Source organism: Rhizobium terrae (assembly GCF_003425685.1).
Lineage (GTDB): Bacteria > Pseudomonadota > Alphaproteobacteria > Rhizobiales > Rhizobiaceae > Neorhizobium > Neorhizobium terrae.
Window position 1 is genome coordinate 1 of sequence record NZ_QJKM01000012.1, and the last position, 19,908, is coordinate 19,908.

Consider the following 19,908-nt stretch of genomic DNA (forward strand, 5'->3'; position numbering starts at 1 on the left):
CTCACCCTGCATCCCTCTCGACAATGCAGGATTCACCGAAATCTCAATCGTCATCTATTGCTCCTCTCAAAACAGAGGGGTCACTTCTTTATGCCGTCCGGGGGTCAATTGTGCATGTCGCCCGACAAAAATGTCTCTACCGCGGGCTTGACGGAAGAGAATATCGCTATCGGCGATGTATTCAGGCTGGGGTCGGCTGTCCTTGAGGTCAGCCAGGGCCGCCAGCCCTGTTGGCGGCTGAACGAGCGCTTCGGCAGAAAAATGATGGCGCGCCATGTTCAGTCGACGGGCAGAACCGGGTGGTATTATCGCGTGCTTCAGCCTGGAACGGTGGAAATCGGAGATGGCCTCATGCGAATCGAGCGTCTCACGCCGGACTGGACGATTGCCCGCATCTGGCGGTGCTTCTACATAGATACGCTCAATCGTGACGAACTCGCCGGGATTGCCGGCCTCGCCCGCTTGGCGGCGGGTTGGCGCGCCTACGCTGCCAACCGTCTTGCCAGCAGCAGGATCGAAGACTGGACCAGACGCCTCGACGGCCAGGAGACAATATGAAGCCGGACACGATGCGAATTCGGGCGGCCGAGAGCGGAGACGTGATCGCCATCAGCGAGATGCTGCAGCAACTGGTTGCTGTCGGCAAGCGCTCGTCTCCGATCGATCCGGATTTCGTGACGGACACTTACATCCACAATCCCCACGGGATCTTGTGCTCACTGGCCGAAGATGATGACGGCCAGCTGCTTGGTTTTCAGTCGCTGATCCGGGCGCATGAAGACAATCGATACGGAACGCCGGTAGGATGGGGCATCATTGGCACCCATGTCTCTCCTCTCGCTGCCCGTCGGGGCGTCGGCTCCCGGCTGTTTGAAACCATCGTGGCAGCAGCGGTCGGGGCTGGGCTGGACAAGATCGAGGCCTTCATTACGTCGACCAATCTCGAAGCCCAGGCCTTTTACGAGAAGATCGGGTTTCGAACTCACCGCATCGCCGACGGTGCGGTATGCAAGGTCTGGTCGACATGAAAACTCTACAGCCGAGACGGCGGCTAACTCTGCGCTTAGATCTTCAACAAAGCGACGAATGTGCCATCCAGTGCGTCAGACATGGCTTTGGATCATCAGCCTGCGCCGGGCGCTCTGAACACCCCCTCATCTGAGATCAAGAACTGAGATCTATATCAGGAGTTGACGGCGCACCGTTCGAATGCCGTCAGCCCCCTATGTTGCCACTCAATTGCGCCGAGTACATAAGGAAAGGCTTAATGGAGCCGTGTTACCGTCGCTCGGTCGCCGATGAATGGCGTGAGCCGCTGCCATGACCGCAGCCTCGACGGTGTGTTGTATGGCGTTCTTTCGTACCAGGGCTGGCTGGCAAGCCTCGATCATTCTCTTCTGTGGAACTGCCGTTCTTGTTTTCGCGCACGGAACGGATGCCCATGAGAGAATCCTAATTTTCCTTCATCGCTACGAAGCCTTTGAACTGGACGAGTTGCTCCTCGCTCTCGATGTCGTCGGCCTGATGAGCATCGTTTACGCATGTCTCCGATTGTTGGACCTGCGGCAGGAAAAACGGCGACGTGACCACGCGGAAGCGCGCGCCGATTGGATGGCGCGGCATGACGCCTTGACCGGGCTTTACAACCGCCACGCCCTTTCGGAGCGGCTGGAAATTCTGCGGCAAAAGCGGAATCAGCGTTTCGGCATCATCCTTCTGGATCTCGACGGGTTCAAGAAAATCAACGATGCTTTCGGGCACGCCGCCGGAGATTGCGTGCTGCAGGAAGTTGCGTCCCGCATCACCTCGTTGACCGCGGCGGGTGACACATTTCGCTTTGGCGGTGACGAGTTCGTCGTCATCATACCCGAACCGTCGAAGCTCGTAGAAACAGCTCAGCAGATCGTTTCCGCGCTTTGCGTACCGATCGCGTTCAACGGTATCGTGCTCGATATCGGAGCCAGTGCCGGGTTTGCGGAACACCCGAAGAACGCACCGACGCCGGCGGAATGTCTGACAAACGCGGATGCGGCAATGTATGCGGCGAAGGCTTCGGGGCGAGGTCGCGTCTATGCCTATGACCAATCCATGCAGGAGCGTCAGTTCGCAAAGGCCCGTTTGGAGCACTCGCTGCGAGAGGCGCTCCGCGCGGGCGAAATCAAACCTTATTATCAGCCCATTTTGGATCTTCAGACCGGAGCCGTCATGGCGTTCGAAGCCCTGGCACGGTGGGAGCAGGCTCCGGGAAAGTTCGTGCCTCCATCTGAATTCATATCGATTGCCGAGGACATGGGGCTTATCGTCGAACTGACGGACCAGTTATTGCGCATGGCCTGCCGAGACGCTCTTCACTGGCCGGAGCACGTCATTCTCTCATTTAACATTTCGCCGACGCAGCTTCAGGAACGCGGTTTGGGTCTCAGAATACTCAATATCCTCATGGAAGCGGGGCTCACTCCGAACCGGCTCGAGATCGAAATCACCGAGACGGCACTGGTCCACGAATTGGAAACGGCTGCTCTGATCCTGAACGACCTCCACGAGGGTGGGATCAGGATTGCCCTGGATGACTTCGGAACCGGATATTCCAGCCTGGCGCAGCTTTCAAACTTCCAGTTCGACAAGATCAAGATCGATCGCAGCTTCGTCTCCTCTTTTCAAGATCAGGAGAAGCAGGAGAAAATCGTCAAAGCCATTGTCGGTTTGGGAATTGGACTTGATGTTCCGACAACCGCTGAGGGCATCGAAACACCGGAGCAGCTTAGGTCGCTCATCGAGATGGGTTGCAGATTCGGTCAGGGATATCTTTTCGGAAAAGCGGTGCCCGCACACGAGATTCCAGAAGCCGTCCTGCAAATTCGCAGCGCCGTCGTCTAATCGACAGCAGTACTCGCTCCCGTACTGCGCCTGTCTGCAGCCGGGAATCCTCAAGCGATTGGGTCCACCGCCGCCATGCAAGCGGTGAGCATCGTGAAACGATGTCACGCTGGGTTCGGATTGCCTTACGGATTAGAGCATCGCGCCACCGGTTTGGGAATGTTCGCCGCCCGGTCGTGATATTCCGGAGAGTGCCGATCCAGCCGCACCGTTACCGGATGTCACGGCGATGTCTCCGAGTGAGAGAATGCCGACAAGCCGCTTGTCTCGATTGACCACCGGCAGACGACGGATTTGCTGATCGCCGAGATTCTGCAGCACGTGATCCACATCCTCGTCTTCAAAACAGTATTTCACTTCGGCGGTCATAATATCTGCGATCTTCACCTCGGGTCCCTTGCCGCGGGCGACGGCTCGGACAGCAATGTCCCTGTCGGTGATCATTCCAACCAGACGATCATTGTCGCCGACAGGAACCACGCCGGCATCGATTTCGGCCATAATGGTCGCGGCATCCTGGATTGACTGTTCGGGACGCGCAAGGCGAACGTCGCGTGTCATAGCTTCACTGACTTGCATGATGGGTCCTCCATTGGCTGATTACGGCAATCGAACTTTCGGGCTGAACCATTGTTCCCCTTTGGTTGTCGTTTTGACTTCTTAGCTGCCTTCGCAACACGGCGGCGATGAAATCTCCGGCACGATCTTTCCACGACCTGATTACGTGGGCGCGAACCGGGTCGCTCATGTGGATGACCTTTGGTCTGGCCTGCTGCGCAATCGAAATGATGCAGGTTGCCATGCCGCGCTACGACATGGAGCGGTTCGTCGTGGCGCCGAGAGCAAGCCCTCGGCAATCCGATGTGATGATCGTTGCCGGAACGGTCTGCAACAAGATGGCGCCGGCGCTGCGTAAAGTCTACGATCAGATGCCGCAACCTCGCTAGGTGATCTCGATGGGCTCGTGCGCCGCCGGCGGCGGCTATTATCACTACTCCTATTCGGTGGTGCGCGGCTGCGATCGCATAATCCCGATCGACATCTATGTTCCCGGATGCCCACCGACCGCAGAGGCGCTGCTTCATGGTGTCATGCTTCTGCAAAAAAGATCAGGCGAAGCGGTTCGATCGAGCGTTGAGGAAAACACTGCCTCTTGAGCAATCCGCCACAGACTCAGTGGCCGCAATCATAGCTTTCGCCGATGTTGATGACGTGAAATATTCCGAGTTCCAGCGTCGTTGAGATGTGCTGCAGCGTCACGGAAACTCACTCAAACGCGCGGCAGAGGCCCGGCGATCCCCTTTTGCCAGGCCTCTTGCACCTGGAACAACTCTTGCGACGTCAATGTTTGGAAGGAACTGCTGCAAATTCCCTTCCATAAGCCACAGTCGGAGACCGGTCTCGCTTTACTGTGGGCACGCCAGCCATCTTGAGCAACGAGCCGGGCAGCAGGCAACGATGAAGCAATAGCTTAGTGAAAGCGTTAAGCACCGCCGATGTTGCGGTCGTTGGCGCCCTGCGAGAGGAACGGGATGTCCTCGATAGAGGCCAGCATGTCGTTCTTCCTGAGAAACCGTTCGAAGTTATCCCTCACGGCATCCAGCGGAAACTTGCCAACTGCGGCATCTCTGCAGGCCCGCAGCATCGTGTCGTGCGCGACGCCTCGCTTTTCCTCCGGCCATTCCTCAAGGAAATCGAAGATGTCGTCAAGGCACCCTATTTCCTGGATGAAGTGCTTCTTTTTAACGAAAAGAGGGCGGTCAAACATGTCTCTTGTCATTGCTTCCTCCTTCACTTGGAATGCCGATGCCCAAAATTTAGAAAACGTATTCTTCTCCGCAAGAGGCTGAAACTCGCGACTCTTCTCCAAATCACGCCGCGCCCGGGCAGGACGAAGGCAGAATGGATCGCCTTTGCGATCGCAATTCCCCTCGCTCGATAGTACAGCTTGATATCGCCCAGTCTGGCGAGCGCGAACAGCTACATGGCGAGATAATGAAAATACTGACCATCCCGGTCTTCCGCTTCTCCGATACGATAGCCACGCGGTCGTCCCTGCACGCGGTCGACTTCCGCGACCAGTTCTTCGGCCGCATCAGCCAGCGCTCTTCGCCCCTCTCTTCATAAAGCGACAAATAGAGCACGACGCCAAAGGCGTCGGTCCAGAGATAGCGTAACCCGTTCGGCCAGATGCCCTCGGTGCGCATCCAGTCGATCTTGGTCAGGATATAATCGACGTCGCGAAGCATCGCTCTATTCACCGAACGGATACGTTTCCGGCATGCCGCGATGGTGCTCAGGCCCGAGCGGCGTCACCGCCTGGGTCTCATCGAACCAAATATAGGCATCGAATTGCTCGGGAAGGATCGCCTGACTGTAGTGGCTCCACAGCTCTGTGTCGGGCCTGTAGATGACGCCGATGAAGCGCTCAAGCCGCGGCTCCGAGAGGCGACGTCTCAGCGGCTCGTGCTGGCCGGGCGAAAGGTCAAGCAGGAACGGGGTCTTGCCCGCCTCATGGCACATCCGCTCGTAGCTATCCCGGCGCGAGGGATTGATACGCATGACTTCCATATCCCCGTCCCAGTCGTTCGCGGCAGCCACCGTGCCAGTATGGGTGCCAAAACCGATGAGAACCGCCTCGTCTCCGAAGGCCTCGCGGCAGAGCTGGCCGATGTTGAGTTCGTCACGCGTTGCGCCCATATCGGTAAAGCGTGCGTCGCCGATGTGACTGTTGTGCGCCCACACGATCGCCTTGGCATCCGGCCCCCTGGCATCAAGAAGATGCCGCAACGTTTCGAACATGTGGGTGTCACGCAGGTTCCAGCTTTCCGCTCCGCCATAATACATGATGCGATAGTAACGCTCCGCGAATGCAATCAGCCGAGCGTTCTGGGCGGCATCGAGGAAGGCATCGCCGTCGTTCCCGGCATAGTCCAGCCGCCTGCGTAAGAGCTCCTGACATTGGTCGATCACCGCCTGCTCGCATTCAGCATAACCGCGGCTGAGCGCCGCCCGGCCATAGGTTGCGGGGTTCTTCTGCCAAGGCGTCAGACAACCATAGCGCTCGCGCGCGACCGCTGCCGCCTGCGGATCGACCCGATCCAGATAGTCCAGCACCGCACCGATAGAACCGGACATGTTGTAGATGTCGAGCCCGTAGAAGCCGGCGCGATCCTCCATGGCGCCGATTCCCATATTATGCTTGCGCATCCATTCGATCAGCGCCTGGATCTCCGTGTTGCGCCACATCCAGGTCGGGAAGCGCTGGAACGGTGGCTCGTCACGTTCCGACGCCGGTCTGTGTCGAACGTACCGATCAACCCTAGCCGCATCCGGCCAATCCGCCTCGACCGCGACAATTGTATATCCCCGATGGACGATCAGGTGACGCGTGATCGCGGCACGGGCTCGATAGAACTCGGCGGTCCCGTGGCTCGCCTCCCCCAGTAAAACCAGGCGTCGGTCGCCGAAGCGGTCGAACAGGCGGCCGAAAGCTGGATCGTCGAAATCCGGCAGGTCTTCGGCCGCTTCGGCAATCATTGTCGGCAGGCTCTGCTTGCGAGAAACGCCCGGCTTGTGATTGCTCGCCGAGCGCCGGCCGTCCTCAACCCAGCCCTGCTCGCCAATGAGCGGCACGAACATCACAGCCCCGAGATCCGATTCCTCATAGCTGGTCGCTGTGCGACGGATAATCTTGCAGAGCGTCTGGCTTCGTTCTTCTCCCACAGGGATAACAAGCCGCCCGCCGATCACAAGTTGCTCCTTCAGCGCTTCCGGCACCACAGGGCCGCCCGCCGCCACCAGAATGGCGTCGAACGGCGCTTGCTCGGGAAGTCCCCGGGTGCCGTCGCCGGCAAGCACCTCCACATTGCCATAGCCGAGATCAGCTACGCGCTGCCCTGCCGATGCGGCCAAGGCTTCGTGGCGCTCGATCGCATAGACGTGCTCCGCGATCTGGCCGATCACCGCGGCCGCGTAGCCGGAACCTGCTCCGACCTCAAGCACACGATCGCCCTGGCGCACCTCCGCCGCCTCGATCATCGCAGCAACGATATAGGGTTGCGAAATAGTCTGCCCCTCCTCTATGGGAAGAGGCGCATCCTCATAGGCGAATTCAGTCATGCCCTCGGCGACGAAGCGCTCTCTCGGCACGGCACGCATCGCATTCAGAACATGATCATCCCGTATCCCGCGCCGCCTTATATGCACCTCGACCATATCATCGCGCATGCGCTGGTAGTCCGCCATCCTGGCTTCCTCTTCTCGTGCTCACCTCCCGTTCCGGTCAGCAGGCAGGGACGAATTCGGCCGAGGCGGATCAAGTCTTGGTCAGCGACGTTGCCGCTCGGGGATCATTTTTCGTCCTTCATGATCTTCTCGGTCGCCCAGGCAGCTTTTTCCCGGGCCGCCTCCCGTTCCTTACGGCTCCGCTCCGTATCAGCGGACCTTGCGTCATCCGTCCCCGGCTCCGGCGGAATACGTCGTTCCTCCTTCTCTTGCATGCAGATCTCCTCAGGCGTCGACTATCTATTGATTCGATGGACTCGTTCTGGCCTCCTCAACGGAGGCATCGCCTACCCTATGGTTCTGGAAATCCTCCATCAGCTCGCGCGGCCAAAGCTAAATCCATCACCAGCATCGTTGCGATGTAGCAATTCCTGCTGGTCACCGAGTATGTTCAGCCCGTGTCAAGGGCCGGTCTAACCCCCTTGCCGACGAAGATCGGGAAGAACTCAGCATCGATCGACATAGCGGTTTCCGTTGCGGTCGCGGTAATAGCAGCGGCCGGGTTGCCCAGCGACATTCCCGATCAAGGCGCCGGATACGCCACCCACGACCGCACCAACTGCGGCGCCGCGAACATTCCCCGTTGCTGCGCCGCCGATGACGGCACCCGTGGCGGCGCCGATCCCAGCACCCTGTTCTGTCGAAGTGCAAGCTGTCAGGCACAACCCTACACACCCGATGACGATAAGCTTCTTCATTTGAACCTCCGTTTCATTTTTGTTGGCTGATAGATCCGGCTTGTCTCTTTGCGCCGTCATGGCTACCCGACAGGCCAGGTGTCGGTTTTGGCTGGACCGTCACGTTGAGGCCATCAAACCGAGTCAGCTGCCGGAAGTTCCAAAGCAATTGAAGGCCCGCTCAGAGGGACCTGACACTCAACGCATATTGGGTAGCTCCCCGCGCTCATCTGGGTTGAGATCAGCTGCCTCGTCCGGCAATTCCCCAATCGTTTGTCGCTGAAGGCACATCGCGTAGTATCGTGTACACGGCATGAGCCGAATTGAGCTTCGAAGAACTGATTTGCCGGTCTGGACCGGATGAGATTAGGCGCAGCTTTAGCTTGCGCATCGAGTGCCGCCATCGCCAACCGCAAAGTCGCCATATTGCCACCGTTCTCGCCGGCATTCGCAATACCCATGCCGCCCCTCCCCGTCAAAAGAAAGCCGTGCTGCCGGAGCATCCGACTGACATGCTGGAGATGTTTGATCGCGACACATTACGGGCTTGCGTAACCGGACGATGCTGCTCTGGATTTCGTCGTCCCGAAATTATCAGCCTCGACGTCTGCTTCTCACTGACACTGAACGTGCAGAGAAATCCTCAGGTCACACGCTGCGTGCCGGCCTTGCCTCGTCGGCGGAGGTCGACAAGCGCCACGCACAGAAGCAGCGCGCGACCCTTCCGCTTAGCTGACGCGAGGATATCACCGCCGGCGCGACTACTTTCGGATCAACCTGTCAAGACGTTGATTTCATCGGTGATGCAACAGTCGCCATGCCGGATAAATAATTTCGATAAATCTAGTCTATTGAATTCATGGTAAATGAATTCTTAAATGGACGGTATTCAATGTTTAATGTCCGTCACCGCCCATTCATTCGAAGCCTCTCCAACCATCAACAATAAACCCTTCATCGATGAACGTGGCATGCGCCTTCCATCTCACTTTCTCGCCTTACCGGAGTTCAAACTGGTAGGCTTTCGGCTGTAGAGAGAATAACAGGGGACCTGTCACCGCTTTGCTTCCAGAAACGGCAGCTTGCAAGCCGCCTTTGCAGATGCCAACTGGGTGCGACCAAGTTTTCTCACGGAGAAAAACATCAAAAACATTCATATACAACGCCTCTTCCGTCAAAATCACTACACAAACAAGCCATACAGAGATCGGCGAGAGGTGAAAATTCATGGACGAACCTTGGACAACCAAACGCGGGCCCGTTGCTTCGAACGAAGTCGATATCCGAAAAGCCGAAGCGATCAATGCCCTGCTGGTACGTCCGATCGGCATTCTTCCGGCCGTACCAGGCGATCCTATCCGTCCGTTCGCGATTGGCCTCTTCGATGACATTCGTCTGCTTATCAAGCCGGATATAGGTATCACTGTCCTACGCCGTGCAGTCGGCGCGTTCGTCCATTCGAAGCGTTATTACCTAGCGAGCGCCCTGTCCGATGCCTTCCGCCATGATATCGACGGCATGCCCGTGGAACCGGTTTCGGCCAGCGACAGGCTGGTCGCCCAACGACGCTTCCTTTCCTTGAAACACAATAATGGCCAGACCGCCACGCCTGCTCCCGAGCCCGCGCCGCCGCCTGCCCCAAGCAAGGCCGATCAAATTCGGGCGGGCTTGCTCAGCCGCAACAGGCAGGCTCGGCACTCGGTCAGCTGACACGTTTTGCCGGCCCGCTGGTACGCACCAGCGCCATCAGCATCGGACCGAGTGCAAATTCACCCCGCTCGGTCCGCCGTGTGAGATCGCGCAAATAGCCTCCCGCAGAGTTGATGTGCCCTCCCCTTTCGAGAATGCAGGCAATCACCGTCGCGGCATTTTCCGGTCCCATCACCGAACACGCATCCTGATAGGCCGACGGACTGACGCCGAGCATGGAACGAACCACGACTGCGGCCGACATCAGGTCCCGCCAGCTGCCGACCGCACCGCCCGGCCCATAGTCGGTGATTTGCGGGCAGGCCTGCAAAACCAATCCCAGTGGGAAGGATTTGAGCGGGCCATATCCTTCGGCCGCCTCTTGCCTTGGCAAGTGCCTTTCCTTCTGTTGACCCTTTTGCGGCACGCTCAATGGTTCGGTTTGATCCGCCGACTTTGCGTTCTGCTTCGTTTCGAAGCGTGGTTCAGATTCATAGTTGGAGTCGGGGTTTGAATTCTGTATGTGCCGCTCGAAATGATAGGCATTGCCGCTACGATTTCGTGTTTTCAGCTGTATTTGCAGCTGGTTGACGATTTCCTCACGCAGCAGTTCCATTTCGCCGAGCGTTGCCTCGATTTGCGCAGCGGCCGGAACCCGCGGCAATCTTTGCAAGAGGTTCTGCAAGCGCGCGAGGACAAGCGTCCAATCACCATCGGCCCCCTCTTCTATGGCGGCTTCGATCAACTTCGTGATGTCGCGCCGGCAAAGTGTCAGCCGCTCACGCAGCCGCTGAAGATGCATCCGCTGCGCCATCACGTCAGCAGCCATATGCTCGATCTCCTCCGATCGGGCAAGCAGCGGCGCCAGGGAGAACCCGAAGGCTTCATTCACTTCTCCTGCTCTGCCTTTGTGAGCATAACGTTTGCCGTTCGGGCTATCCTTGCGCACGACGAGGCCGGCCTTGATGAGAACCGCGAGATGCCGCCGGATCGTTTGCTCGGCCATGCCGTGCGAACGCAGCGAGAGCTGTGCATTCGACGGAAAGACAATCAGCCCGTGCTCTTCTGCAAGTTCATTCTTGGGATAAAAACTGAGCAGCGCGTTCAATACCGCCAATGCCCGGTCAGGAACCCCCAGCAATGGCTTTGCCTCGCACAGCGTCCGGTATAATTTCCACTTGTCGACCGACTTGCCCGCCTCGATCTCACGAGACGCCATCTGACTTGCAAGCATGCCAAGCGTCATTGACCGCCGCCCAAAGGGCGTCGTTACATTTCCATTCTGCATTTTCCTTCACCTTCCTGAAGGCAAAAGAAATCCGCCTACCGAAAACGGTACCAAAGACTCTTGACTGTGATTCGGGGAAATGCGATTCTCTGGTTGCTTAGGTCAGAGGAAGGCTTCCACGACGGTAACGTTTGGGGGCCTTTTTCTTTTGCTGTTCTAGTCTCCTTTGCTTCCGCCCTCTGCCAGGAACTGCTCATAGAGAGCATCCAGATTTCGGGAGAGATATTCGCCGAACGGGCCGGCATTTCTCGCTTTCATCGAAATCGAAAACGCCTTGCCCGTGTTCTTGATTTCCGCCATGATTGCCTTGTCTTTCGGCTGCCACTGGGCTTTTCGCGCGGAGGCCCCGGCCTTCTTGACCGGCCGTGCGGTTCTGTTGAGCGCTGCATAGAGTGCCGAGAACCGTTCGTCCGAGATCATAGCGTCAAAGCCGGCACTGGCCAAAACTTCTTCGACCCTGGCCGCGTTTCCAGCCTTTCCGGCCAATAGGGAAAGCTCGACCCATCGCTCGCGGCCGACGCCTGGCGCGGCTCCGATCCTTTGGATGACGCCCGATGAAATCCGCTCGGTCACCGACATCATCTTCGAGACCGACGCAGCATTGGCTGCAAGCGCAGTCGAGATGACCTCGCGGTCATAACCCAGTTCTTCGAGGCGCCTGGCGAACAGAGCCCGCTCGATGAACGTGAGATTGGCGCGCGCGGAGTTTTCCTGCCCCTGAGCAATGACATGCGTACGGTCGTCCATCGACTTGACCACCGCCCTGACCTTCCGGCCGAGTTCACGTGCTGCCCTGACGCGGCGGTGACCGAACACGACCTGATATCTGCCATCGCGCGTGGAATGTGGACGCACGAGAATAGGTGAATCCTGCCCTCGCGCGCGTATTGCCTCGACCAGGTCCCGGAAATCCTGATCTTCTTCTGCAAGCCGGTCCTTGACGAAGGAACCATCGATCTGATCCGGATCGAGCTCTACGATCGTCTCGCCTTCCAGAAACTTTTCCGCCTGCTTTGCGATTTCGTCGAGCGACCGCACCAAGGATTTTCCGGCACCCCGCATCGGATAGGCTGCGGCAATCCTGTTGTCTTCCGGCAGATCGGCAAGCCCCTCAAGCAGATTTTTCCTTGCCATCTCAATTGCTCCGATTGGTCACTAGGCACTTGTTTTTCTGCGCCAAATTCCGGTTTTTGTCAGCTGACAAGTTACCGCCCCCACGATTGGTGGATGAGGGCGGCAATCTCGCTGTTGACGGCATCCACCGATTCCAACGCCCTGTCATATGTACCCCGGTTCATCGAGGATCGTTCCACCTCGTACAAAGTCTGCTTAGTGATGCCTGCATCGGAAATCGCTGTGGACTTCACCATCTGGTTCTTCAGCATGAACTCGTGGAACATCGTTGACATGAATCCGACCATCTGCGCCTGCGGAACATCCGTCGGCTCGTAGCGGGTGATCAGATATCGGTACCAGGAAAGGTTCACTTCCGCGCCGGCAGCACGAATAGGTTTCAGGATTCCGCCCAGCATCAAAAGAAACTGGCCCATCGACATCACGTCCAGCATCTGGGGATGAATCGTGATCATGACGCTGGTAGCAGCCGTAAGCGAAGTGAGGGTCAGATAGCCGAGCTGCGGAGGGCAGTCGATAACTACGACGTCGTAACAATCGTCGACCTCAGCCAAGGCCCGCGAGATGCGGGTAAAAAACGTCTTGCCTTCGTTGGAGCTCTTGTCTGCCATGGCAAGCGGCGTATCGTATTCGTATTCCTGCAGGTCGAGATTCGCCGGTACGATGTCAAGTCCGGGAAAGTTCGTGCTCTGGATAATTTCAGAAAGAGGTTTTTTGTCGCCATCATATCGGATGGCGTCATAAATCGATGGCATCTGGTCGAGTTCCGGCTGGAACCCGTGGAGTGAAGACAGCGAGGCCTGCGGGTCGAGATCAACCGCAAGAACGCGATGCCCCGTCAGGGCCAGATACTGAGCAAGATGGGCAGCAGTCGTCGTCTTGCCTGAGCCGCCCTTGAAGTTGACAACCGCGACGACCTGAAGCTTTTCGCCGTTGCGTCGATGGGGTAGGTACATGCGGCTTTCGGAACGACCGTGCGCGTCAAGATACTGTCTGAGGTCCAGCATCTGTTCTGCCGTGTAGGAGCGGCGGCCGGAAGAAGAGGTTTGAGGAGAGGGGCCTTTGCCCTCCAGATGCAGTTTCTTCAAAGTGCTTTGCGAGACCCCAACGTAGTTGGCGACCTCGGCAAGCGAAAAGCTCCGCAGCGTCTTCTTTGCATTCGGCGGGAAGCGTTGAACGCTCAGCAGATGCAACTTCTTCGAAATCAGATCGCCCTGTTCTAGGATCTGGTCTTCGAAATGCATCCGTGTCTCTGGCGAAGACATCAAATTAGCGTTCATTCTGCGCAATCTTTCAGATAACGATTTTCAAGCGAAAGGACTTTGAGAACCGTTATTATGCGCGATTCCCCGATTCCAGCAAGGAATTTTAAGGTTAACCAACAGTAACCCTTTCCCTCATCAGATCGCACGCAGATGTCGAGGTGGAACAGGTCGGCTCTTGTCTTCCGGAACCGGCCACCGATTTCGGTGGTGACAGACTCAAAAGAGGTCTGGTCTGATCCCGGCTGCATTCAGGAGATAGTCCCGACTCAACTCCAGGTCCGACCTGAGCTTGGCGACGTCATGGCCAAGAAGCACGCCCCGCCACTTGCGGACCTTGCCGGCGCACAGCACCGTTGAGACGTTCGACCGCTCCATCAACGTCACCACCGATCCCGGCACATGATTGAGCGGCGCGACATTAATGGCATTCGCATCGAGCAGAATGACATCGGCCTCTTTGCCGGGCGTCAGCGTACCGGTCTTATGGTCGAGCTTCAGACCGCGAGCGCCTTCGATCGTCGCGAAGCGGATGACGTCTATGGCCGACAGCAGCTTCGGATAGTCCTCACCGCGCAATGCCTTGTCATTGGCGAGCATACGCTGCAGGGTGATCGCCGAGCGCATCTGAGTGAACATGTCGGCGGTCATCGTGCATTCCACGTCCGTCGATAGCGACGGCTGGAGGCCAAGATCAAGCGCCTGCTGCAGCGGCGGGTTACCATGCCGCATCTGCATCTCGACCGGCACGGAAAGCGAGACATGCGCACCGGCTTCCGCCACGCGCTTCCAGGCCATATCACTCATGCCGGTCATGTGGATGAAGATATTGTCCGGTCCGAATGTTCCAGCTTCCGCCAACTGATCGAACACCGGCTGCATGCCGAACGTGCCGACCACGTGTAGCGCGATCGGAATAGCGAGTTCGCGGCCGAGCGCCCAGGCCTCCTCATGGAAGGGCAGGTAGATCTCGCCGCCCATGACCATGGTGAGCAGCTGGTCATCGCTTGCAAAATGCTCGGTCTTGATGCGCCGCGCATCGCCCGGATATTTCGCCGCGTCACCCCAGCCTTCGAAATAACCGAAAGCGGCACGACGTCCGGCATTACGAAGTGCGGCGATGGCCGCATCGGAATGCTCTGGAGAATGATGGATCTGGCTGACATCCATGACTGTCGTCACGCCAGCATCGATCTGCGACAGTCCCCCGAACAGTTCCGAGATATAGACGTCCTGCGGCCGGTAGAGGACCGAGAACTTTTGGAGCATCCACTCGTAATAGTTGACGGCGCTCTCCGGCCGCCCATCATTGATAAGGATCGCGTCCGCGAGCAGGCTTCGGAGTGCAGTCTCAAACTGGTGGTGGTGCGTATCGATAAAGCCTGGCATGACGACCGTGCCGGATGCGTCGATAACGGCGGCTTCGGATGCGTCGATCGAGGCGGCCACCTCGACGATCTTCGCGCCACGGATCAGCACATCGCCCTTGGCGAAATTGCCGACCATGCTGTCCATCGAGAGCACTGCGCCGCCGCGGATGAGGGTTAGGCGATCGGCATCGCCAATGCCGGCGGGCATATTGGCCGGCACCGCAGTGATTTTACCGGAACCGCCAGCGAGTTCGGCCGGCGCATGCGTCCGGTTACCGCAGAATTTGCACATGATCTTTCCCCTCCCGATCAAAAATCATGATACCCTCCGCCTTCGGATGGACGATGGAGAGCCTTGCTCGGACATTTTTCTCAGCGCGGGGTTGCCTGCCACAGTGCTACGGATGGATAATCCTTGCCCGCCCAATGCTGCAGCTTCTCGGCGAACTCGCGCTGGAAAGAGAGGGGGCCGCTCTTCGCCATGTAATCATCGTCGTAGATGGCGATGAAGATTGTCAATGACAGGAAAAAGTGCGCGCCCATCTCGAACAGCGCGACGTAATCGTGGTTGATCAGCGCCTCGCGTTCGGCATCCGTCAGCGAATTGATGGTCGAGAGTTCCGCATCGTTCAGCCGCGGGCCGATCGACTGTTCCCAACTTTCGACGAGCGCCCGCGGGTTCTCCTTGTAGCGGCGGAGCAGTTCCGGGTCCCGGTCGACGGTGAAAAGGAACTTGTTCACATAATACTTGCTCATGCGGCTGCTCCTTCCGGATACCAGGTGAAATAGGCCTCCATCGTATGGAAGAGGTCGAGATTGTCGTGATAGGCGGTTGGCACCGGTCCGGCGATGCCCATCATCAGGATGAGGTCCATGAAACCATGCGTGGCGTTGCCGCTCTTCGTCATGCTCTCGTGGGTGACGTTTTGAAGGATCGCGTCGATATTGCCGGTAGACAGCCATTCGATCGCCTTGCGGTCGAAGTCCGGATCGGGACCGGTCTCCTTGAACTGGCGCGGTCCGCCGAGCTCCAGCGACAGATGCCCGCTGCCGACGGCGGCGATCCGCTTGCCGGAGGGGTAAGCGTCGATGATCTCGCGGATGGCGCGGCCGAGATCCCAGAAGCGTCTGGGGGAGGGGAGAGGTGGCGCGAAGATATTGGTATAGATCGGCACGACCGGCAGGTCGGCATCCGGCCGCGTGGTGATGATCGGGCATATGATCGAATGGTCGAGCTTCAGTTCGTGGCTGAAGGCGAAGTCGAAGCCGCGATCCATCAGCCCCTGGTGCATGAAGTTCGACAGTTCCTCATGGCCTTCCAGCACGTATTTCGGAATGCCGAACTCGCGCTCCTCGTTATAGAAAGTGGCGTCGTAACGCGGCGCCTTGCCGATCAGGAACTGCGGATAGTTGTCGAGGAAGAACTGGTGGAAATGGTCGGCGCCGACCATGACCAGGATGTCAGGTTTGGCACGCGTAAGGGTTTCGCGATAGGCCTCGACCTTGCGCTTCCATTCTGGAGCCTGCGGCATCTGCTGCTCTGGCGGCATGGTGGTCGCCTTCAGGTAAAATGGGTGATGGGTGGTCGCCAGGACCGCTGCCAGTGTCGCCATGTCTCTCCTCCAAATCCGCTAAGTGAATACACCGATTTATTGCGCAGCTGCCATCGATTCCGCTTCCGGTTTCATGGCCGGCCATATGCCGGGATTTTGCGTGAGAGCGGAACGGATTTCCTCGCTATGCTGATTGACGACGGGTGCGGCACGAACGGTCCTGGCGCGCTTGCCGTCGAAGGAATAAGCGGGGCGAACCGTCTGTTCGGCGCCTTCGATGCGTCCGGAAAGCGGGACGAACATTTCGAGGTGCTGCGCCTGCGGGTCGCTGATGACATCGGGTATCGTGTTGATCGGCGCAAACGGCACGTCAAATTCGGAGAAGCGTTCCACCCATTCCGGCCGCGTCCTTGTCGCAAAGATGGCGTTCAGCTCTGCGTTCAGCGCCTCGTAATTGTCGATGCGTCTCAGGCGCTGCGAGAAGCGTTCGTCCTTGGCCAGCTCATGGCCGTCGATCGCATCGACAAGGGCGTCCCAGAACTTGTCGAGGGAGGAAAGGTGGAAGGCGAAAAGCTGGCCGTCCTTGCAGCGGACGATGAAGGCCTGAGCGAGGCGGGGACGGTCGACGCCGCTCGGCTCCTCGCCGAGCGCGAAATAACCCATGAAGGGTTCAACGGCGAAATGCATCATCGCCTCGACCATCGAAATGTCGATGCGCCGGCCCTTGCCGGTACGGCTGCGTTCGACGAGCGCCGCGGATATGCCCAGCGAGGCATAGATGCCGGTGATCGCGTCGGCGAGTGCGGGGCCGATGAAGCGTGGCTGTTCCGGGTCGATGGAGACGCTGAGGAAGCCGCTGACAGCCTGGGCGACGGAATCATAGACCGGCCGCTGCGCATAGGGGCCGTCCGGGCCGAAGCCGCTGATCGAGCAGTAGATCAGCTTCGGATTGATCTTGGACAAGGTCTCGTAGTCGGCACCGATACGCGCGGCAGCACCAGGCCGGAAATTCTGGATGTAGACATCCGCCTGGGCGATAAGCTGGTAGAAGACCTCCCGGTCCTTCTCGCTTTTCAGATCAAGGCCGATCGCTCGCTTGTTGCGGTTATAGGCCTGAAAATGGGCGCTGTAAAAACCGGTCTTGAAGCTGCGATAGGGGTCGCCGTTTCCGGCCGATTCGATCTTGATGACGTCGGCGCCAAGATCGGCGAGCATCATGCCGGCGCAGGGACCGGTAATGAACGTACCCTGTTCGACGACGCGGATTTGATTCAAAGCAGTCAGCATTTCCGGATCCTAGTTCTCGTTCGCGACGAAGCCTTCGGGGACGGGGCCGTCGTATTCGATGGCGGCAGCCGCCGCATGCGACATGATGAAGCCGATCGGGCGTGTCTGTTCTTCCAGCAGATGGCCGATCAGGCCCGCGGTGCGGGCCAGAAGCGGCACGCCCTTCAGGCCCAGCAGCGGATAGCCCGCATCGAGCAATACGCAGGGAATGGCGCTCGAGACATTCATGACGAGCAGCTTGCCGATGATGTCAGGGATCAGCTTCTCGACCGTCTTGGCGATCTCGCAGTGAATGCCTGCAAGGCCGACTTCACGGGCGATGGCAAGCAGCCGTTCGGCGCGTGGATCGCGCCCCTTGTGCAGCGGGTGGCCATAACCCGGCACGACTTTCTTCTGTTCCTTATAACGGCGCAGCAGCTTTTCGGCCGCAGCTTCGGTCGAACTGCCGCTCGCCTCCTTTTCTTCGCGGATATCGCGGAAGAAGGCGCCCGAAGTCTCCGATGCGCCGAGGATGACGGAGCCGCAGCCTAGCAGGCCAGCGGCAACAGCGCCTTGTACCGCTTCGGGAGAGGCAGCAAGCGTCATGCGAGCAGCCTGCACGCTCGGCACCAGGCCGTGTTCGGCGATCGCCACCAGTGTCGCGTCGAGCATGCGGCGCTGGTTCTCGTTCGGCAGCGAGCCTGCGACCAGCAGCCAGGTATATTCGGTGAAGGAGATCGAACCGACCAGGTTTTCGACAAGATCATGGCCGCGAACGATGATCGTCTCGGGATTGGAGGTGCAGATCGCCTGATAGGGTGCAGACTGCTTGCCGATTTTCATGCTGATTTCCTTGATCTGAAAGCTAGGCCGCAGCACTCGCCCTGTCGGCGAAGCGGGTGGCCCATCGGCCAAACTGGTCCATGAAACCCTGCAGGAAGAGGCGGGTCTCGTCGTTGGTGACCTCACCTTCCGGCGTGACCAGTCCGGGATAAAGATGGATGAAGGCTTCCGGCTGGCCCATAACAGCGACATCTAGGCAACCGAGGATGGCGCGCAAGTGCTGCTGCGCCGCAGCCGTCCCGATGCGTCCGTAGGAAGCGCCGGTGATCGCCGCCGGCTTGCCGGCCCAGACACTAGAGTCTCGTGGCCGTGAGCCCCAGTCGATCGCGTTCTTCAGCATGGCTGAGATGGAGCGATTATGCTCCGGCGTCACGAAGAGCAGCGCGTCGGCACGGGAAATTTCGGCCTTCAGGCGTTCGACCTGCGGCGGCGCGCCGGCATCCAACACTTCCTGATCGAAGATCGGCAGGTCGCGGATGGTCACCCACTCGAATTCCATCTTCAGCGTATCGAGTCTCGTCAAGGCAAGCGCCAACAGCCTGTTCAGCGACGCCTGGCGTGCGCTGCCGACAATGACGGCGACCCTCAATCGCGCCATAGTAACCTCCCAAATCGCTTCAAATTATTCGCTCAGCGAATTTATATTCGTATAATGAATTCGCAAAATCGGAAGAGTGTCAACCCCCGCCAAGAGAGGCCCTGAAAAATTCCGGGGGATCGAAGCAGGTCAGCGGGTCGGAGCAGCCGTCGGCGTCAGCGAATGCAGCAGCGCCGGAAAACGGGTGAAAAGCTGCGAAAGACGGTTCGCTGCAAGCCGCATTTCCGGAAGGCGCTGCTTGATCAACTCCTCTGGCGTCAGCCGCGGCGTATAGCCGGAACTGTTGATCGAACAGACGGTGCGGCCGCTATTGTCCTTCACCGGCACTGCAATTGCGGTAATTCCGTAATCGAGCTGATCGACGGTGATCGAATAACCCTTGGCGCGGGTCTCGACCAGGATGTCGCGCAACTCTTCTTCCTCGGTCACGGTGTAGTCGGTGAGCTTCACCGGATTATAAGCCCGGAAATATCGGGCGATCTCCTCTTCCGGCAAGGCGGCGAGCAGAACGCGACCCATGGATGTCGCATAGGCCGGATAGGTGACGCCGAGCGTCGCGTTACGCCGAACGCCGCGGCTTTCGGAAAGATGGGCGATGTAGAGCACGTTCGTCCCGTCCAGCACCGCCATGTTGGCCGCATCGCCGAACTGCGAGGTGATGCGCTGCAACTCGGGATTCACCGCTTCCTCGACGTTGAAGGCGTTGAGATAGGCAGAACCGAGGGTGAGGATACGCGGCGCCAGCAGGAAATGCTTGTTGTGCCGTCGGATGAAGCCCAGTGCTTCCAGGGTGAGCACGTTGCGCCGGACAGTGGCAATCGACATGCCGACTTTTCGGGAAAGCTCGGCAAGCGTCATTTCAGGATCCTGGGCGTCGAAAGCTTCCAGAACGGACAAACCCCTCGCCAGTGCCTCGACGAACTCGGGCGAATTGCTGTCGATCATCAGAATTCTCCTGCGCTTCTTTTTTCGTTCGCACACGGGATTGACAAGCGCAAGGCCTGCTGCATATCGTTATGCGAATATTTATTCGTCTAGCGAATTTTTCTTGGGAGGGAAAAGTT

General features: G+C 58.4%; 21 protein-coding genes and 1 pseudogene. 5 read left to right on the top strand and 17 right to left on the bottom strand.

Going from position 1 to position 19,908, the window contains the following annotated elements:
* The 3 genes from DMO26_RS21830 to DMO26_RS21840 form a co-directional block, all read left to right on the top strand.
* The coding region (locus tag DMO26_RS21830) for an MOSC domain-containing protein (protein WP_162895019.1) at window positions 1-558 on the top strand (558 nt) is incomplete at its 5' end.
* Window positions 555-1,028, top strand: coding sequence for a GNAT family N-acetyltransferase (locus tag DMO26_RS21835; protein WP_226951380.1), 474 nt, complete (start codon window positions 555-557; stop codon window positions 1,026-1,028). The genes DMO26_RS21830 and DMO26_RS21835, both read left to right, overlap by 4 nt.
* Window positions 1,029-1,320: 292 nt before the next feature.
* Complete coding sequence (locus DMO26_RS21840) at window positions 1,321-2,877, top strand: putative bifunctional diguanylate cyclase/phosphodiesterase (protein ID WP_117194281.1); 1,557 nt, start codon at window positions 1,321-1,323, stop codon at window positions 2,875-2,877.
* 132 nt (window positions 2,878-3,009) lie between these two features.
* Here the strand turns inward: DMO26_RS21840 and DMO26_RS21845 are convergent, their stop codons facing one another.
* Entirely contained in the window at window positions 3,010-3,456 is a 447-nt protein-coding gene (locus tag DMO26_RS21845) for a CBS domain-containing protein (RefSeq protein ID WP_117194282.1), read from the bottom strand.
* A gap of 134 nt (window positions 3,457-3,590) precedes the next feature.
* On the opposite strand from DMO26_RS21845, the pseudogene DMO26_RS21850 reads away from it, so the two are divergent.
* Window positions 3,591-4,015: pseudogene (locus DMO26_RS21850) on the top strand (NuoB/complex I 20 kDa subunit family protein); the annotation flags it as partial.
* 345 nt (window positions 4,016-4,360) lie between these two features.
* Here the strand turns inward: DMO26_RS21850 and DMO26_RS21855 are convergent.
* From DMO26_RS21855 to DMO26_RS33815, 6 genes are all read right to left on the bottom strand, one after another.
* Entirely contained in the window at window positions 4,361-4,747 is a 387-nt protein-coding gene (locus DMO26_RS21855) for a DUF982 domain-containing protein (protein WP_226951381.1), read from the bottom strand.
* Between the two features lies 1 nt (window position 4,748).
* The gene (locus DMO26_RS21860; protein WP_226951382.1) at window positions 4,749-5,126 is read right to left on the bottom strand and encodes a hypothetical protein; all 378 of its coding nucleotides are present in this window, start codon (window positions 5,124-5,126) and stop codon (window positions 4,749-4,751) included.
* Between the two features lie 4 nt (window positions 5,127-5,130).
* A complete protein-coding gene (locus tag DMO26_RS21865) occupies window positions 5,131-7,125 on the bottom strand; it encodes a protein-L-isoaspartate(D-aspartate) O-methyltransferase (RefSeq protein ID WP_117194284.1) in 1,995 nt (664 codons plus the stop codon).
* 104 nt (window positions 7,126-7,229) lie between these two features.
* On the bottom strand, window positions 7,230-7,379 hold the full coding sequence (locus DMO26_RS33810; RefSeq protein ID WP_162895020.1) for a hypothetical protein: 150 nt from the start codon (window positions 7,377-7,379) through the stop codon (window positions 7,230-7,232).
* 231 nt (window positions 7,380-7,610) lie between these two features.
* Window positions 7,611-7,862 carry a YMGG-like glycine zipper-containing protein gene (locus tag DMO26_RS21870; RefSeq protein WP_117194285.1) on the bottom strand — a complete coding sequence of 84 codons (252 nt, stop codon included), beginning with the start codon at window positions 7,860-7,862 and terminating at the stop codon, window positions 7,611-7,613.
* A gap of 977 nt (window positions 7,863-8,839) precedes the next feature.
* The gene (locus DMO26_RS33815; RefSeq protein ID WP_162895021.1) at window positions 8,840-9,070 is read right to left on the bottom strand and encodes a hypothetical protein; all 231 of its coding nucleotides are present in this window, start codon (window positions 9,068-9,070) and stop codon (window positions 8,840-8,842) included.
* Between DMO26_RS33815 and DMO26_RS21875 the strand changes: the two genes are divergently transcribed.
* Window positions 9,069-9,551 (top strand): ProQ/FINO family protein, encoded by a 483-nt coding sequence (locus DMO26_RS21875; RefSeq protein ID WP_117194286.1) that lies wholly within the window; start codon window positions 9,069-9,071, stop codon window positions 9,549-9,551. The genes DMO26_RS33815 and DMO26_RS21875 overlap by 2 nt on opposite strands.
* Here the strand turns inward: DMO26_RS21875 and repC are convergent.
* From repC to DMO26_RS21925, 10 genes are all read right to left on the bottom strand, one after another.
* Window positions 9,544-10,818: a plasmid replication protein RepC gene (gene repC / locus DMO26_RS21880; protein WP_117194287.1), complete on the bottom strand. Its 1,275-nt coding sequence runs from the start codon at window positions 10,816-10,818 to the stop codon at window positions 9,544-9,546. The two genes, DMO26_RS21875 and repC, sit on opposite strands and share 8 nt — an antisense overlap.
* Window positions 10,819-10,974: 156 nt before the next feature.
* Window positions 10,975-11,952 carry a plasmid partitioning protein RepB gene (gene repB / locus DMO26_RS21885; RefSeq protein WP_117194288.1) on the bottom strand — a complete coding sequence of 326 codons (978 nt, stop codon included), beginning with the start codon at window positions 11,950-11,952 and terminating at the stop codon, window positions 10,975-10,977.
* A 71-nt stretch (window positions 11,953-12,023) separates the two neighbouring features.
* The gene (repA, locus tag DMO26_RS21890) at window positions 12,024-13,232 is read right to left on the bottom strand and encodes a plasmid partitioning protein RepA (RefSeq protein WP_404947073.1); all 1,209 of its coding nucleotides are present in this window, start codon (window positions 13,230-13,232) and stop codon (window positions 12,024-12,026) included.
* Between the two features lie 201 nt (window positions 13,233-13,433).
* Window positions 13,434-14,876 carry an amidohydrolase family protein gene (locus tag DMO26_RS21895; protein WP_117194290.1) on the bottom strand — a complete coding sequence of 481 codons (1,443 nt, stop codon included), beginning with the start codon at window positions 14,874-14,876 and terminating at the stop codon, window positions 13,434-13,436.
* Window positions 14,877-14,956: 80 nt separating this feature from the next.
* A complete protein-coding gene (locus DMO26_RS21900; RefSeq protein WP_117194291.1) occupies window positions 14,957-15,340 on the bottom strand; it encodes a hypothetical protein in 384 nt (127 codons plus the stop codon).
* On the bottom strand, window positions 15,337-16,197 hold the full coding sequence (locus DMO26_RS21905; RefSeq protein ID WP_117194292.1) for a DODA-type extradiol aromatic ring-opening family dioxygenase: 861 nt from the start codon (window positions 16,195-16,197) through the stop codon (window positions 15,337-15,339). Before DMO26_RS21905 ends, DMO26_RS21900 begins: the two co-directional genes overlap by 4 nt.
* Window positions 16,198-16,233: 36 nt before the next feature.
* A complete protein-coding gene (locus DMO26_RS21910) occupies window positions 16,234-17,424 on the bottom strand; it encodes a CaiB/BaiF CoA transferase family protein (RefSeq protein WP_117194293.1) in 1,191 nt (396 codons plus the stop codon).
* 9 nt (window positions 17,425-17,433) lie between these two features.
* Complete coding sequence (locus DMO26_RS21915; RefSeq protein ID WP_117194294.1) at window positions 17,434-18,246, bottom strand: citryl-CoA lyase; 813 nt, start codon at window positions 18,244-18,246, stop codon at window positions 17,434-17,436.
* Window positions 18,247-18,268: 22 nt separating this feature from the next.
* Entirely contained in the window at window positions 18,269-18,844 is a 576-nt protein-coding gene (locus DMO26_RS21920) for an NADPH-dependent FMN reductase (RefSeq protein ID WP_117194295.1), read from the bottom strand.
* Window positions 18,845-18,973: 129 nt separating this feature from the next.
* On the bottom strand, window positions 18,974-19,789 hold the full coding sequence (locus DMO26_RS21925; protein WP_117194296.1) for an IclR family transcriptional regulator domain-containing protein: 816 nt from the start codon (window positions 19,787-19,789) through the stop codon (window positions 18,974-18,976).
* Window positions 19,790-19,908 lie beyond the last annotated feature (119 nt).

Excerpts from the sequence above, each read along its gene's own strand:
- repA (WP_404947073.1), bottom strand. The coding sequence starts at position 13,232 with ATGAACGCTAATTTGATGTCTTCGCCAGAGACACGGATGCATTTCGAA.
- DMO26_RS21910 (WP_117194293.1), bottom strand. The coding sequence starts at position 17,424 with ATGCTGACTGCTTTGAATCAAATCCGCGTCGTCGAACAGGGTACGTTC.
- DMO26_RS21925 (WP_117194296.1), bottom strand. The coding sequence starts at position 19,789 with ATGATCGACAGCAATTCGCCCGAGTTCGTCGAGGCACTGGCGAGGGGT.
- DMO26_RS21905 (WP_117194292.1), bottom strand. The coding sequence starts at position 16,197 with ATGGCGACACTGGCAGCGGTCCTGGCGACCACCCATCACCCATTTTAC.
- DMO26_RS21895 (WP_117194290.1), bottom strand. The coding sequence starts at position 14,876 with ATGTGCAAATTCTGCGGTAACCGGACGCATGCGCCGGCCGAACTCGCT.
- DMO26_RS21920 (WP_117194295.1), bottom strand. The coding sequence starts at position 18,844 with ATGGCGCGATTGAGGGTCGCCGTCATTGTCGGCAGCGCACGCCAGGCG.
- DMO26_RS21915 (WP_117194294.1), bottom strand. The coding sequence starts at position 18,246 with ATGAAAATCGGCAAGCAGTCTGCACCCTATCAGGCGATCTGCACCTCC.
- DMO26_RS33810 (WP_162895020.1), bottom strand. The coding sequence starts at position 7,379 with ATGCAAGAGAAGGAGGAACGACGTATTCCGCCGGAGCCGGGGACGGAT.
- DMO26_RS33815 (WP_162895021.1), bottom strand. The coding sequence starts at position 9,070 with ATGAATTTTCACCTCTCGCCGATCTCTGTATGGCTTGTTTGTGTAGTG.
- repB (WP_117194288.1), bottom strand. The coding sequence starts at position 11,952 with ATGGCAAGGAAAAATCTGCTTGAGGGGCTTGCCGATCTGCCGGAAGAC.
- DMO26_RS21865 (WP_117194284.1), bottom strand. The coding sequence starts at position 7,125 with ATGGCGGACTACCAGCGCATGCGCGATGATATGGTCGAGGTGCATATA.
- DMO26_RS21875 (WP_117194286.1), top strand. The coding sequence starts at position 9,069 with ATGGACGAACCTTGGACAACCAAACGCGGGCCCGTTGCTTCGAACGAA.
- DMO26_RS21900 (WP_117194291.1), bottom strand. The coding sequence starts at position 15,340 with ATGAGCAAGTATTATGTGAACAAGTTCCTTTTCACCGTCGACCGGGAC.
- DMO26_RS21840 (WP_117194281.1), top strand. The coding sequence starts at position 1,321 with ATGACCGCAGCCTCGACGGTGTGTTGTATGGCGTTCTTTCGTACCAGG.
- DMO26_RS21845 (WP_117194282.1), bottom strand. The coding sequence starts at position 3,456 with ATGCAAGTCAGTGAAGCTATGACACGCGACGTTCGCCTTGCGCGTCCC.
- DMO26_RS21835 (WP_226951380.1), top strand. The coding sequence starts at position 555 with ATGAAGCCGGACACGATGCGAATTCGGGCGGCCGAGAGCGGAGACGTG.
- DMO26_RS21860 (WP_226951382.1), bottom strand. The coding sequence starts at position 5,126 with ATGCTTCGCGACGTCGATTATATCCTGACCAAGATCGACTGGATGCGC.
- DMO26_RS21870 (WP_117194285.1), bottom strand. The coding sequence starts at position 7,862 with ATGAAGAAGCTTATCGTCATCGGGTGTGTAGGGTTGTGCCTGACAGCT.
- repC (WP_117194287.1), bottom strand. The coding sequence starts at position 10,818 with ATGCAGAATGGAAATGTAACGACGCCCTTTGGGCGGCGGTCAATGACG.